14 protein-coding genes are annotated in these 13,332 nt (G+C 68.4%); 9 read left to right on the plus strand and 5 right to left on the minus strand.

The window, feature by feature from the left end; translation table 11 throughout:
* Positions 1-245: 245 nt before the first annotated feature.
* From ENSA7_RS15790 to ENSA7_RS15805, 4 genes are read left to right on the plus strand one after another with little or no spacing between them, the layout of a single operon-like run.
* On the plus strand, positions 246-698 hold the full coding sequence (locus tag ENSA7_RS15790) for a J domain-containing protein (protein ID WP_106090118.1): 453 nt from the start codon (positions 246-248) through the stop codon (positions 696-698).
* A gap of 51 nt (positions 699-749) precedes the next feature.
* The gene (locus ENSA7_RS15795; protein ID WP_106090119.1) at positions 750-2,420 is read left to right on the plus strand and encodes a 1-acyl-sn-glycerol-3-phosphate acyltransferase; all 1,671 of its coding nucleotides are present in this window, start codon (positions 750-752) and stop codon (positions 2,418-2,420) included.
* Positions 2,413-3,486: an NAD(P)H-dependent glycerol-3-phosphate dehydrogenase gene (locus ENSA7_RS15800; RefSeq protein ID WP_106090120.1), complete on the plus strand. Its 1,074-nt coding sequence runs from the start codon at positions 2,413-2,415 to the stop codon at positions 3,484-3,486. The genes ENSA7_RS15795 and ENSA7_RS15800 overlap by 8 nt, the downstream gene beginning before the upstream one ends.
* A complete protein-coding gene (locus tag ENSA7_RS15805) occupies positions 3,476-4,375 on the plus strand; it encodes a phosphatase domain-containing protein (protein WP_106090121.1) in 900 nt (299 codons plus the stop codon). The genes ENSA7_RS15800 and ENSA7_RS15805 overlap by 11 nt, the downstream gene beginning before the upstream one ends.
* Positions 4,376-4,423: 48 nt before the next feature.
* Here the strand turns inward: ENSA7_RS15805 and ENSA7_RS43690 are convergent, their stop codons facing one another.
* From ENSA7_RS43690 to ENSA7_RS15820, 3 genes are all read right to left on the minus strand, one after another.
* Entirely contained in the window at positions 4,424-4,927 is a 504-nt protein-coding gene (locus ENSA7_RS43690; protein ID WP_181233776.1) for a hypothetical protein, read from the minus strand.
* Positions 4,928-4,990: 63 nt separating this feature from the next.
* Entirely contained in the window at positions 4,991-5,902 is a 912-nt protein-coding gene (locus ENSA7_RS15815) for an Fpg/Nei family DNA glycosylase (protein ID WP_106090122.1), read from the minus strand.
* A gap of 108 nt (positions 5,903-6,010) precedes the next feature.
* Positions 6,011-6,538: a nuclear transport factor 2 family protein gene (locus ENSA7_RS15820; protein WP_106090123.1), complete on the minus strand. Its 528-nt coding sequence runs from the start codon at positions 6,536-6,538 to the stop codon at positions 6,011-6,013.
* Between the two features lie 322 nt (positions 6,539-6,860).
* Here ENSA7_RS15820 and ENSA7_RS15825 point away from each other — a divergent pair, with 322 nt between their 5' ends.
* From ENSA7_RS15825 to ENSA7_RS15845, 5 genes are all read left to right on the plus strand, one after another.
* Positions 6,861-7,175 carry a PilZ domain-containing protein gene (locus ENSA7_RS15825; protein ID WP_181233777.1) on the plus strand — a complete coding sequence of 105 codons (315 nt, stop codon included), beginning with the start codon at positions 6,861-6,863 and terminating at the stop codon, positions 7,173-7,175.
* Positions 7,176-7,295: 120 nt separating this feature from the next.
* A complete protein-coding gene (locus ENSA7_RS15830; RefSeq protein WP_181233778.1) occupies positions 7,296-8,015 on the plus strand; it encodes a sigma-70 family RNA polymerase sigma factor in 720 nt (239 codons plus the stop codon).
* A gap of 72 nt (positions 8,016-8,087) precedes the next feature.
* The gene (locus ENSA7_RS15835; RefSeq protein WP_106090126.1) at positions 8,088-8,609 is read left to right on the plus strand and encodes a hypothetical protein; all 522 of its coding nucleotides are present in this window, start codon (positions 8,088-8,090) and stop codon (positions 8,607-8,609) included.
* Positions 8,610-8,709: 100 nt separating this feature from the next.
* Positions 8,710-10,176, plus strand: coding sequence for a coniferyl aldehyde dehydrogenase (locus ENSA7_RS15840; RefSeq protein WP_244923816.1), 1,467 nt, complete (start codon positions 8,710-8,712; stop codon positions 10,174-10,176).
* A 172-nt stretch (positions 10,177-10,348) separates the two neighbouring features.
* The gene (locus ENSA7_RS15845; protein ID WP_106090128.1) at positions 10,349-10,882 is read left to right on the plus strand and encodes a hypothetical protein; all 534 of its coding nucleotides are present in this window, start codon (positions 10,349-10,351) and stop codon (positions 10,880-10,882) included.
* On the opposite strand, the gene ENSA7_RS15850 is transcribed toward ENSA7_RS15845, so the two are convergent.
* Together ENSA7_RS15850 and ENSA7_RS15855 are read right to left on the minus strand one after the other, a co-directional pair.
* The gene (locus tag ENSA7_RS15850) at positions 10,875-12,527 is read right to left on the minus strand and encodes a hypothetical protein (protein ID WP_106090129.1); all 1,653 of its coding nucleotides are present in this window, start codon (positions 12,525-12,527) and stop codon (positions 10,875-10,877) included. The genes ENSA7_RS15845 and ENSA7_RS15850 overlap by 8 nt on opposite strands.
* Before the next feature lie 73 nt (positions 12,528-12,600).
* Positions 12,601-13,311: a PspA/IM30 family protein gene (locus tag ENSA7_RS15855; protein WP_106090130.1), complete on the minus strand. Its 711-nt coding sequence runs from the start codon at positions 13,309-13,311 to the stop codon at positions 12,601-12,603.
* Positions 13,312-13,332 lie beyond the last annotated feature (21 nt).

The raw sequence follows: 13,332 nt of genomic DNA on the forward strand, positions 1-13,332 counted from the left end.
CAATTGCGTGGGCCGCTGGTTTGGCGCTCGCGGAGCTCGTGTCGCCCTCGATCGAGGCGGCCGGGGCCTCGCATGCCGCGAGCGCCAAACCAGCGGCCCACGCAATTGCTCGCGGCAGTAAAGTTAGTTTCACACGGTGATAATGCCAGTTTTGTACCCGCTTGCCAAGCCGAAGTCGGCCGCGCCTCGACCGAGCGCACCGCGTCTGTGGGGCCCGCGACTCGCTGCTATAGTCGCCAGCGAACATGGTGTTCGTCGACTACTACGAGCTGCTTGGGGTCGACCCACGAGCCAGCAGCGCCGAGATCAAGGCTGCCTACCGGGCCCGAATGGTCCGCGATCACGCCGATCAGAACCCCAACGACGAGGCCGCCAGCGAGCGGATGATCCTGCTGTCCCGCGCCAAGCAGATCTTGCTCGACGAGCAGCGGAGGGTCGCGTTCGACCGCGATCACGCCCGCTGGCACGCCGCCGCGCAGATCGGCTTGGCGCCCCCGCGCTGGAGCGGCGGGCAGGCCCCTGCCGCCGACGCCAGCGACCCCGCTGGCCGCCACGGACACGTTCACGTCGATCTCCGTGATGTCTCGATCAGCAGGCTGCTCGTCGGCGTGGGCGTGGCGGCGGTCGTCACTGGCCTGAGCTTCGCGGCCAGGGCCGTGGCGGACCGCGCGAGTCGCAAGCGGCGTCGCTGGCTGTGATTGAAAACCGGCCCGCGCATTGGCGGGCAAACCATCCTATGCTCGCCGCGCATGCTCAGCGCCGACGAGGTCGCCAAGCTCGTGTCGGAGGTCACCGAACGCGTGATCATGCGTGTCGGCAGCCCGTCCGACGATCCCGCCGCGGGCCCGCCCCGCACGCTCGGCGAGACCCTCGACGAGACGCTGTGGTGGGAGCAAGAGCGGCTGCGCGAGCAGGATCCCAACGACGAAGAGACCCTCGCCGACAAACAATTTTACGCGGATCTACATCGCCAGCTGCAGCACGCGAACGCGCTCGAGCAGCGGCGACTGCTCCAGCAGATCGTCCACCGCTACACGCACGAGATCGCCGGCAACTTCTCGCCGACCGTGTACAAGCTGGCGGCCAAGGTCGCGCCGCCGATGCTCAGCGCGCTGCTCACCGGCCTGTCCCCGCGGCGGCTGTTTGGGCGTGAGGCGATCCCCCGGCTCGACCAGCACGTGATCATCGAGGGCGAGGTCGACAACCTCGAGCGCCTGCGCGAGCGCGGCACGCTGGTCGTCACCCCCACCCACAGCTCCAACCTCGACTCGCTGCTGATCGGCTTCGCGGTCCACGAGCTCGGGCTGCCGCCGCTGACCTACGGGGCCGGGCTCAGCTTGTTTCGCAACCCGATCGTCGGCAAGTTCATGCACAACCTCGGCGCCTACACGGTCGACCGACGCAAGCGCGACCCGCTGTACAAGCAGACCCTCAAGGCGTTCGCGTCGGTCTCGCTCGAGTTTGGGCAGGACAACCTGTTCTTCCCGGGCGGGAGCCGGAGCCGCTCGGGGGCGATCGAGCGCGGACTCAAGAAGGGGCTGCTCGGCTGCTCGGTCTCGGCCTATCGAAACAACCTGATGCGGGGCAAGCCAAACCCCGACATCTACGTGGTCCCGTGCACGATCTCGTACCCGCTCGTGCTCGAGGCCTCGACCCTGATCGAGGACTGGCTGGCCGAGGTCGGCAAGTCTCGCTACATCATCGTCGACGACGAATTCTCTCGCTGGGAGCGGTGGCTGGACTTCCTCCGCGGAATGTTCGCCCTCGATCTCAAGATCCACATTCGGTTTGGCCGGGCCATGGATCCGTTTGGCAACCCAGTCGACGCCGCGGGCACCTCGCTCGATCCCAAGGGCCGGCCGATCTCGGCCCGCGGCTACTTCGAGGTCGACGGCGAGGTCGTGGAAGATCCAGCCCGCGACGCGGAGTACACCCGCGAGCTCGAGCGCCGGATCCTCGCCGAGTTCTCGCGCCAAAACGTGATCCACCCGACCCACGTGCTCGCGTTCGCCTGCTTCGAGCTGCTGCGTCGGGCCCAGCCCGAATTTGATCTGTACCGGCTGCTGTCGTCGATCGGCGCGGGTCGGTCCGAGCAGAGCCTCGCGCTGCCGGAGGTCGAGGAAGAGATCGAGTTGCTGCTCGAGGAGCTCGAGCGTCGGTTCGCCGCCGGCCAGATCCGCCTGAGCAGCGTCGTCACCGAGGCGATCACCAACGACGACGTCGCCGTGCTGCTCCGCGCGGCCTTGCGCAGCTTCGGCACCTATCACCCCAAGCCGGTCGTCGAGCGCCGGGGCGTGCGCTTGCACGTATGCGACGCCAAGCTGCTGTTCTACTATCGCAACCGCCTCGACGGCTACGCGCTGCGCGACGCACCCGCGCTCGCCAGCTTCACGGGCCCGGGGGGAGCACGACATGTCTGACACACGAGCAGCCCAGGTCTCCGTATTGGGCGCGGGCAACTGGGGTACCACGATTGCCCACCTGATTGGCCAGAACGGGTTCACGGTCAAGCTGTGGGCCCGCAAGCAGGAGCTCGCCGACGAGATCAACCAGCTGCGTCGCAACTCCCGCTACATCTCGGGGCTCGAGGGCGTGCAGCTGTCCGCCAACATCGTCGCCACCGCCAGCCTCGCCGAGGCCGTGCGCGGGGTCCCGCTGGTGTTCATCGTGATCCCCTCGCAGGCGTTTCGCAGCGTGTGTGAGCAGCTCGGCGAGCTCGTCGAGCCCTCGCAGCTGGCCGTGCACGCGACCAAGGGGCTCGAGCTGGGCACCTACAAGCGCATGACCGAGATCATGCTGGAGGAGACCTGCCTGCGCCGGATCGGCGTGCTCTCGGGGCCCAACATCGCGCGCGAGATGATCGAGGGCAAGCCGGCCGGGACCGTGGTCGCCTCGCGGTTTCCCCGGGTCATCGAGCTGGCCCGCGCGCACCTCAAGAGCAGGCAGCTGCGCGTGTACGCCAACACCGACGTGGTCGGCGTCGAGCTCGGGGGCACGCTCAAGAACATCATCGCGATCGCGGCCGGCATGGCCACGCAGATGCAGCTGGGTGAGAACGCCAAGAGCCTGCTGATCACCCGCGGGCTGTCTGAGGTCGCCCGGCTCGGGGTCGCGCTCGGGGCCGATCCCATGACCTTCTCCGGGCTCGCGGGGATCGGCGATCTCATGGTCACCTGCGCCAGCCCGATCAGCCGCAACCACCGGGTGGGCGCCGCGCTGGCCCGCGGCATGAACCTGACCGAGGCCATCAACTCGCTCGGCATGGTCGCCGAGGGCGTCAAGGCCAGCAAGATCGCGTTCGAGCTGACCAACCAGCTGAACATTCGCTCGCCGCTGATCCACGGGGTCTACCGGGTCGTGCACGAGGGCCTCGATCCCCGCGCCGCGCTGTCGGAGCTGATGGACGCCGCGGTCCAAGATGACATCGACCCCTCGCTGGTCCGGGCGGCCAACGGGTCGCCGCCGAGGGGTCCACATGGCGGCTGACCACGAGGCGCCCGAGTACGAGCTGATCCGGGCGCCGTTCCCCATGGTCCGCAAGCTGCAGCGGACCTTGGCGAGCGACTACGACGGCCCGGCGTTCATCTGGGACATCGACAAGACCTGGCTCGACACCCAGATCTCGCAGGTCAAGGGGATGCTCAAGATCCCGTTCGAGTTCGCCGTCGACAAGCGGGCGCTGCCGGGCACCACCGCGCTGCTCCACGCCCTGCGCGGGGGCCCCAGCGACCGCGCGCACCGGCCCTTGTTCTTCATCACCGCCAGCCCGCCGTTCATCCGCAAGGCGATCGAGCGCAAGATGTTGATCGACGGCGTCGAGTTCGACGGCATCACCTACAAAGATCAGCTCGAGGTGTTTCGGCGGCGCGAGTTTGGCAGCCTCCGCGAGCACACTGCCTTCAAGCTGGGCGCGCTGCTGCTGCTCGCGCAGGTGTTCCCCGAGCGCATCAAGATCTACATGTTCGGCGACGACGCCGAGCGCGACGCCCTGATCTACTGCATGTTCGCGGACATCTGCGCGGGCCGGCTGCGCGGGACCCAGCTGGTCGAGACTCAGATCAAGCTTGGGGTCTTGCAGCACTACGCGCGAGACGTCGCCGCCCTCGCCGAGCAGCTCCCGGCCCACGAGCGGGTTCACGGGGTCCACATCAACCTGATCCGTGCGCCCGACGGCCGCCGGGTGCTCGGCTACGACGACCGCGTGCTCGGCTACCCGAGCGCGGGCGCGGTCGCGCGGGTCCTGCACGAGCGCGGGCTGATCAGCGAGCGCGGGCGTGATCGCGTCGAGCAGGTCGAGGGCGCGGGCGAGGTCGTGTTTGGTCAGGCCCCGCGCGACCCCGACGGCTGGTGGACGCCCCGCGAGCAGCTGGCCTGATCGCGTCAGCCATCAGCCATCAGCCATCAGCCATCAGCGGTCGATCAATCAGGGGTTCATGCAGGCAGCCTGCGCGGTGTCGTAGCTGACGCCGCAGTCGGTCTGGGCCGGACCCTCGGTCATCAGGGTGATCACGCCGTCGCAGTCGAGGCCCAGCGTGCAGTAGACATACGCGCTGCCCTCGGGTGGGCACGCGCCCCACAGGCCCATGCAGGCCGCCACGCACTCCGGGATGTCGGCGTAGAGCGCCGCGAATTGGTCGGGCGCGCAGGCTTGAACGTGCATACACCCCTCCATGCAGATCGGCTCGAGCGGGTCACCGTCACCATCACCATCACCGTCGCCGCTGTCCCCGTCCCCATCTCCATCTCCATCTCCATCTCCATCTCCATCGCCGCTGTCCCCGTCCCCGTCCCCGTCTCCGTCTCCGTCTCCGTCTCCGGTGGTCTCCTCGTCCGACGCGCCGTCGTCCGAGACGCTCGGGCCGCAGCCACCGAACCAGGCCACAGCCGACGTCAAAAACACAATCCGTACAGATCGAAACGAGCTCATGCGCGCAACATACCCCCGAGCCGCGCTCGCTGTCGCGGGGTCGAGATCCGCCCACGACAGCCGTCACTCGCGTCGACGCGCGGCCTTGTAGCTCTCGAGCTCCTCGAGGCTGCGCGGCCAGTCTTTGGCGAGCAGCCGCGAGAGCCCGCGATCGGCCAGGAGCTTGCCGTCGGTCTGGCAGCCCGCGCAGTAGTTGGTCTCGCGCGAGGCATAGACAATCCGCTGGACGGGCGCCCCGCACACGGGACACGGCTGGCCATACTTGCCGTGCACGGCCATGTCGGGGTGAAACGCGGTGACCTTCTCGGGGAACGCCTCGCCATGGTGGACCCGGAGCCGCTCGGTCCACGTCGCGAGCCCGTCGACGCAGGCCGCGTACAAGCGCTGGATCTCATCGTCGTCGAGCTTCGAGGTCAGCTTGATCGGCGAGAGCTTGGCCGCGTGCAGGATCTCGTCGGAGTAGGCGTTGCCGATCCCGTCGAACACCCGCGGATCCGTGAGCGCGCGCTTGAGCGTGTGGTTGCCAGCCCGCAGCGCCGCCGCGAACTGGGCGAGCGAGAGCGTCGAGACCTCGAGCCCGCCCGGGTCGTGCTCGGCCAGCGCCTCTCGCCCTCGGACCAGGTGCAGGGACGCCCGTCGCTTCGAGCCGGCCTCGGTCAGCTGCAAGATCCCGTGCTCGAACACCAGCGCGAACAAGGTGCGCCTACGGTTGAGCTTGGCGGTGGGGGCCAGCCAGTGCAGGCGCCCCGCGATCATCAAGTGGATGACCGCAAACAGCTGATCCTCGAGCTCGATCACGATCCGCTTGCCCAGCCGCGAGATCCCGGTCACCCGCTTGCCAGCGAAGGCCTCGCGTCCCGGCTCGACCGTGCGCAGCACGAACGGGCTGATCAGCTCGAGCCGGGTCAGCGCGTGTCCGACCGTGCGGACCGCGACCGCCTCCACGTACACGCACACGTCCGGCAGCTCGGGCACGCCGCGAGCTTCTCACACTGTTTTCAGCTCGGCTCAGGCTTCTGACCCGCTTGCAGGCGCCATTGTTGTCAGCTCGGCTCAGGCTTCCGACCCGAGCTGAAAACAGTGTCAGATCCCGCGGACGATCAGCCAGTTGTCGCCTTCGCGGACCAGCTCGAACTCTGCGTGATCCATGACCCGGGCGAAGGTCGGCGACGCGCGCGCCTCACCAAACGAGTCGAGCAACGGCTTGAACCGGAAGCTCGCGTCGATCCAGACCCGAACGACCGCTCGATCGCCGACACCTTGGACGTCGAGGTAGTCGATCGTGAACCGGATCGAGTCGAGCTGGGACAGCCGCCGCCGGAGGATCGATCCGAGCTCGGTGTAGGTCGTGTCGTCGCTGGGGTCGTCGGTTCCGGCGTGATCGTAGTAGGTCGGGTGGGCGGTCGAGAGCACCGCCGCGGCGTCGCGTGACACGAACGCGGTCCGGTAGCGCTCGAGCACCGCGATGATCTGGCGGTTGTCCTTGGTGTCGGGGACCTCCGTGCCAGGGATCGTCGGCTGGCCCTTGCAGCCGGCCAGCGCCACGGTTGTCGCCATGGTCGCCGTCACCGTCGCGGCCAGCGGCATCGCTGGCGTGAGCGCCATGACCATCGCAAGCACCTTGGCGACACGAGGGGAACGAGGAGGACAATCAGCCCCATGAACCGGCGAGGTCACGGGGCTGCGGGGACAATCGTGCGCGGGAGCTGACATCGTGTCGGGGCTTAGTTGGCCGCAGCCGAACTGCCATCCCGCGCTGCTGCAAGCAAGTGACCAGGACATGCTTTTTAGAAACCGTGTATTTTCAAATATTTACGTGAAGCCATGGGGTTTCTTGGTTTGACGAACTGACACTTGCGCGTGTGGCCAGGGTCAGCTCGTCATCGCGGCACAAGCGCATGTCACTCGCACGCAGGACCGCTATGATGCCGGCGTGAGTGACGAGGCCCGCGTCCACCCTCGCCTGCGGCTCAACGTGAGCGCCGATGTCATCGGCGATGAAGTCATGCTCGCGCACCCGCTCGACGACATCTCGCTGGGCGGCTGCCGGTTCGCCGCGATGGCCTGGGAGGCCGAGGGTCGCGAGCTGCAGCTGGTCCTCGACTTTCCAGCCAGCGGCGCGAGCATCCCGGTCGGCGGCGTGGTGGTGCGGGCCAGCGAGCGCGATATGGGCGTGCGCTTCCACGACATCACCGACGAACAAAAATGGGCGCTGCGCAAGCACCTGCGCGAGACCCAGTCTTCCTAGATCTGCGCGCACGTCCTCGATCTTCACGCAAGTCGTGCGATCCACTGCCACACCACCACGCGGTCCGTGCCGCCTCGCAAGGGGCCGCGCATGGCGTCGCACACGGACGAGGAGCCCCGCGTGAGCCCGCCGTTGAACGACGAGCAGGCCGCGAGGGTCGAGCGCCACACCACCTTGGTCCAGATGATCGCTCGCCGGGTGGCGCAGCAGGTCGGCGTCATGACCGTCGAAGAGCTCGAGAGCGTCGGCAACGAGGCGTTGGTCCGGTCGGCGATGCGCTACGACCCCGCCAGCTCCGCGAGCTTCGCGACCTTCGCCAACTACCGGGTCCACGGCGCCATGATCGACGCGGTCCGCAAGCGCACGCCCGCGCGCCGCAAGCAGCAGCGCGCGATCCGTCGGCTCGCGACCACGCAGGCGCTGCTGTCCCAGGCTGCGGAAGACAGCGACGCGAAGCGAGCCAGTGGCCAGCGTCAGAGCCTCGAGGACCGGGTCGAGTCCGCCCGCGATCTGGTCCGTCGGGCGGTGATCTCCGTGCGGCTGTCGGAGCCGACCAGCTACGGCGACGGGGGAGCGATCGCCGAAGATGCCGACCCCGAGCAATTGTTGCTCGACGCCGACGCCCGCGCGCGGATGTGGAGGCTCGTCAGCGAGCTCGAGCCGGACGAGCGACAGATCATCGAGGCTCTGTACACCAAGGACGCGACCATGAAGGAGCTGGCGGAGCGGCTGGGCACCAGCATCGCCACGATCTCGCGGCGCCACGCGAAGCTGCTCGCGCAACTGGCCGAGCGCGCCCGCGCCCAGGAGTGGGACGCCGGGGCCGAGACGCGAACCTGACTTCGTCACGCTGGTCGTCGCGCTGTTGGCCGCTTTCTTGGTCATGGGCCGCATCTGCTCGATGGTGCGGACGTGCGTCGTATTGCGAAGCTACCCAGCTGGATCCTGTTGACCGCGATCACGCTGGCCAACGTCGGCTGTCAGGCCCCCGCGCGGCCGATCCCCGAGCAGCGCCGCGCCGACAAGCGCACGCTGTTCGCCGACGCGAGCCTGGTCCCGACCCGAGAGGGCGAGCGGATCCGTCGCGAGCTCGCGCTCGCTGGCGAGGTCACGACCGCCCTCGAGCTGCTGGACTTCAGCCCCGTTCACGTCGATCTCGAGCTCCGCGCCGAGCACGGCAGCGCGGTCGTGGTCGCGCAGCCGCCTGCCGACGCCGACATCGCCGAGCTCGAGGCCGAGATCACCCAGCTGACGGCCGCGATCGTCCCCGAGCTCGAGGTCAGCCAGATCCATGTGTGGCTGCGGCCGAGCGCCGAGCTGCCCGCGCCCAAGCGCGATCGAACGTGGGCGCTCTCGCTCGTGTGTCTGGGCCTCGGCCTGAGCCTGGGCGTGACCCTCGAGCGCGCGCGCCTGCGGCGGCCGAGCAAATCCTGACAACCGCCGCTTAGCCCGCCGAACAACGTTTTGCGTCGACCCTGGGTCCATGCCACCATCGCCGCGCCGGCCATCCGCCGCCGTGAGAGGTCCAATGTCCGTGCAAGCACTTCGCCGCGAGTCCCCGCCGTCGATCACCGCCGAGCAGCTGAGCTCGACCCTCGAGCTGCAGCGCGCCGCGTTCATGAAAGAGGGGCCGCCGAGCTACCGGGCGCGCCGTCATCACCTCGAGCTGCTGCTGCGCTTGGTGCTCGACAATCAAGATCGCATCGCCGCGGCGATCTCCGCGGACTTCGGCGGCAGCGAGATCGGCGGGCGGTCGATCGGCGAGACCCAGCGGGTCGAGATCCTGCCCACCGTGTTCAACATCCGCCACACGATCAAGGCGCTGCGTCGCTGGATGCGGCCGAGCCGGCGCAGCACCCACTGGGCCACGTGGCCCTCGCTGGCCCGGGTCGAGTATGTGCCGCTTGGGGTGATCGGTGTGATCTCGCCCTGGAATTATCCCGTGTCGCTGTCGCTCGGCCCACTCGCAGGCGCGCTCGCGGCGGGCAATCGCGTGATGATCAAGCCCTCGGAGCTGACGCCCAAGACCTCGAGCTTGCTGGCCGAGCTGATCGCCAAGAGCTTCACCCCCGAGCACGTCAGCGTGGCAACCGGCGGCGTCGAGGTCGCCCAGGCGTTCTCTTCGCTGCCGTTTGACCACCTGTTGTTCACCGGCTCGACCAGCATCGGTCGCATGGTCATGCGGGCTGCGAGCGAGCACCTCGTCCCGGTCACGCTCGAGCTCGGCGGCAAGTCGCCCGCGGTGATCGATCGCGGCGTCAACTTCGACGCCAGCGTCGGCTCGCTGCTGCTGGGCAAGCTCTACAACGCCGGCCAGACCTGCATCGCGCCTGACTACCTGCTGGTCCACGACTCGCGCGTCGACGAGGTCGTCCAGCGGATCCGGACCCAGACCGCGAGCATGTACCCGCGCCTGGCCGACAACCCCGAGTACACCTCGATCATCAATGCTCGCCACCGCGAGCGGCTGCTCGGCTACCTCGAGGACGCGCGGGACAAGGGCGCCACCGTGCTCGAGATCAACCCCGGTGACGAGGCGGCCGAGCGCTTCGCCGACGCCAACAAGCTCCCGCTGACGCTGCTGCTCGACGTCGACGACTCGATGCGCGTCATGCAAGACGAGATCTTCGGGCCGCTGCTGCCGATCAAGACCTATACAGATCTCGACGAGGCGATCGACTACATCAACGCCCACCCGCGCCCGCTCGCGGCCTACGTGTTCAGCGACTCGGCCAAGACCATCGAGCGTGTCGGCGAGCGCGTGGTCTCTGGTGCGCTCTCGATCAACGCGACCGCCGTGCACTTCGCCCAGGACGAGCTGCCGTTCGGGGGCGTCGGCCACAGCGGCATGGGCCAGTATCACGCGCGCGAAGGCTTCTTGACCTTCAGCCACCAGAAGGCCGTCTACCGCCAGCTGCGCCCCAACCTGATGCACCTCGTGGCCCCACCCTACGACGGGGAGCTCAAGCGCCGTTTGATTCAATTCATGATCGGCAAATAAAGGTTTTTCAGCTCAAGCCCGCCTGCTTGCGGGAGGGTAACGTTGCATCGGATCGGCGGTTCGCTGCCAACCACGGAGCCGATGCAAGTACACAGCCCGCAAGCGGGCCAGAAGCCTGCCCGAGCTGATAAAACTCTTGATGCGCTCAATGCCATGTGTACACTCGGTATCCGTGAGCACCTTGAAACGGTTCGTACGAGCGCTCCCGCTGGTTGTCCCCCTAGCTCTGGTCGCGCCCCTGATCGTCCCCCATCAGGTCCAGGCAGCGGCACAGGACGGCGACGACAGCGAGGAGCAACAGACCTACGACTACGGCGCGCGCGTCAAGATTGAAGTCCGGATGGAGGACGGCACGGTCGTCAAACATCGCGGCGAGATGCGCAGCTTCGGCAACGAGTGGCGGTTCGAGTTCGAGGGCGCCGACCACCACCACGCGCTCACGCTCAACGCCGCGGGCGAAGAGGGCGACAAGAAGCTCGAGGTCACGCTGGCCTACGAGCGCGACGGCATGCCCGTCATCGCGCCCTACAAGGACACGTACCCGGTTCGCAAGCGTCAGTCGCTGTGGACGCAGGACGGCAAGCTGGCGATCGCCTTGACCTTCATCCCGACCAAGTTCGAGCGCGAAGACACCTCGCGCGACGACAAGGAAAAGATCGATCCGGGCGACAACGACGATCCGCTCGGCGGCAACCTGTTCAAATAGGGTTCGCCAGGTCCTTGCTGCGACCGGGGGTGCGCTTGCCTGCGTGCACCCGCGGCTCGTAGACCTTCTCAATATATTTCAGATTGCGCGCGGTCTTGGGGTGAGCCTCGACCGCGCGCGGGATCGCGAGCGTGGGCACCAGCGCGCCGAGGCTGGCCCCAAGCGCGAAGCTCAGCAGCAGCGACGCCCGCAGCTGCTCACGGCCGCGGATCAACGCCCACGCGAGCGCGCCCAGCCCAGCGCCGATCGGCAGCGCCAGCGTGAAGCTCAGCCCGCCGCGAAACCATGTCGGGATCCCGTAGGGACCCAGGCCCTCGCGCCACAGCGGCACCAACACGGCGCCGAACGGCTCCGCGATGTTGGTTGGATCCAGGTGTGGCCACAAGGTCGCCGCGAGCGAGTTGGCGAGCAACGACCAGCTCGCGGCCGCCCCGAGCGAGCCGATCGCCAGCGCGCGCCTGCGGGCGCTCCCGAGCTCGAGCGCCCACGCGATGTACTCCGCGATGCCCAGCAGCAGCATCGGCAGGGCGACCACCAAATAGCGTGGCCCGACCCGCCAGCCACCCTCGAACGACAGGCCCAACCCGACCAGCACGACGGCCGCGAAGATCCCCACCTGCAATCGGGCCTCTCGCCGACTCGGACCGGCCCGCCACGCCAGCTGCCCCAGGCCGATGCACGCGATCACGACCAGGGGTGACCACACCAGCAGACCGGTGTTGGGCGACAGCACGTGGGTGACGACGTTGGACCAGCGCGGCGCCCCGAGGCCGAGCAACCCTTGCCCGTGCAGCTGCGCGAAGCCGGGATCGGCCGCGTGGTGGTAGCCGGTCACCCACGCCGAGCCGAACGCCGCGCGCTGATAGATCGACAGCGCGATCACGGGCACCAGCGCGCAGCCAAGGGCGATCGCGGCGAGCGTAGTGTGCGAGCGCCGATCCGCGCGGACCCGGCGGTCGCGGAGGATCGGCCACACGAACATCAACGCGATCGGCAGCCCGGCGAACGCCGCCCCGTACTCGACGGTGATCGCCAGCGACGCGAGCGCGGCCCCCCACCCGACCACACCCACGCGGGCTCGCGCTATCCCACGCTCGATCGCCAACACCCCCGCGTACAGCAGGCAAGCCGCGAGCGCGTGGCCATAGAAGAGTCGCGCGTACACGAACATGGGCGTGCCGAACACGAACAGCAAGATCGCCGCCGCGCTGACGGACCCCGAGTAGTCGCGACGCAGCCGCAGCCAGGCCAGCGCCGCGATGATCAACACGGGCACGACGCCGGCCAGGAGCCGCGCCCACCAGGTGAACTCGCGCAGAGTCGGCGGCTCGGCCCCAACCCGCGCGATCACGTAGGCCAGGGCCCCGACCACGCTCGCGCCGGGCGGCTTGTTTGGATACAGCCGGTCATCGACCGGGCTGCGGGCGACGTCGGGACCGGTCGGGATTCCGCGTTGGCTCGGGCCGTCGATCGCCCACTCGCCCTGCTCGACCAGGCTCATCGCCTGCAGCAAGCGCGGGAGCTCGTTGGCGTTGCGGACCTGCTCGAAGTAGGGGAACGCGGCCAGGAGCACCAGGGCCACGGCGCCGAGCAGCACCGCGAGCTGCCAACGGGGCGCGGCGACGGGGCTCGGCGACAGGGTCACGCGGCAGAGTCTACAGCCGGGCGCGCGCGAAGTATCCCGGTGCGGACGACTCCCCACCCGCGGGCTGTCGGTCTCAGCCCTTCTTGAGCGCCTTGGGCTTCTCGCCAGCGATCTTGGCCTTGAGCGCCGCGAGTTCGTCGTCGAGCTCGCTGCTGCCCTCGAGCTTGCGCAGCTCGGCGTCGATCCGGGCCTCTTCGGCGCGACCGCCCGAGGTCTCGGCGTGGACGTCGTTGAAGGCCTCGAGCTGGGCGATCTTGTCCTCGATCGCGTCGATCCGTGAGGTCTGGGCCATGCCGACCCCGGCCGCGGAGTTGCTCCCGGCCTTGGCCGCGCGAGCCTGAGCCATGAGCGTGCCGCGGCGCAGGTTGAGCGACTTGAGCTTGGCCTTGGACCGCGCGATGTGGTCGCCCATATCCTCGACGAGCTTGGTCTGCTCGACCAGCGCCGTCTCCATGTCCCGGCGCTCTTGACCGATCTCCACCTTGCGCTCGAGCGCGGCGCGAGCCAGGGTCTCGTCGCCGAGCTTGACGGCCTGCTCCGCGCGCGCGACCCAACCTTGCTCCTTCTTGTCGAGCTCGGCGATCTTGCGCTCCATCATCTTGCGCTCGACCACCGCCTGCTTGAGGTCGACCTCGGCCTGCTTGATCTCGGCGCCGAGGTCATCGAGCATCAACGCGAGCTCCTGACCTGGATCGCTGATCGAGTCCATCGCGTCGTTGACGGACGACGAGATTGCGCGGCGCATGCGGGTGAACAGGCCTGGCTTTCCGTCTTCGCTGCTCATCGGGGTCTCGGGCGGCCGGCG

The organism is Enhygromyxa salina, from assembly GCF_002994635.1.
In the GTDB taxonomy this organism is placed as follows: domain Bacteria; phylum Myxococcota_A; class Polyangia; order Nannocystales; family Nannocystaceae; genus Plesiocystis; species Plesiocystis salina_B.

What these genes read in the sequence shown, in the direction of transcription:
- ENSA7_RS15790 (WP_106090118.1), top strand. Translation starts at nt 246, where the DNA reads ATGGTGTTCGTCGACTACTACGAGCTGCTTGGGGTCGACCCACGAGCC.
- ENSA7_RS15795 (WP_106090119.1), top strand. Translation starts at nt 750, where the DNA reads ATGCTCAGCGCCGACGAGGTCGCCAAGCTCGTGTCGGAGGTCACCGAA.
- ENSA7_RS15800 (WP_106090120.1), top strand. Translation starts at nt 2,413, where the DNA reads ATGTCTGACACACGAGCAGCCCAGGTCTCCGTATTGGGCGCGGGCAAC.
- ENSA7_RS15805 (WP_106090121.1), top strand. Translation starts at nt 3,476, where the DNA reads ATGGCGGCTGACCACGAGGCGCCCGAGTACGAGCTGATCCGGGCGCCG.
- ENSA7_RS43690 (WP_181233776.1), bottom strand. Translation starts at nt 4,927, where the DNA reads ATGAGCTCGTTTCGATCTGTACGGATTGTGTTTTTGACGTCGGCTGTG.
- ENSA7_RS15820 (WP_106090123.1), bottom strand. Translation starts at nt 6,538, where the DNA reads ATGGTCATGGCGCTCACGCCAGCGATGCCGCTGGCCGCGACGGTGACG.
- ENSA7_RS15855 (WP_106090130.1), bottom strand. Translation starts at nt 13,311, where the DNA reads ATGAGCAGCGAAGACGGAAAGCCAGGCCTGTTCACCCGCATGCGCCGC.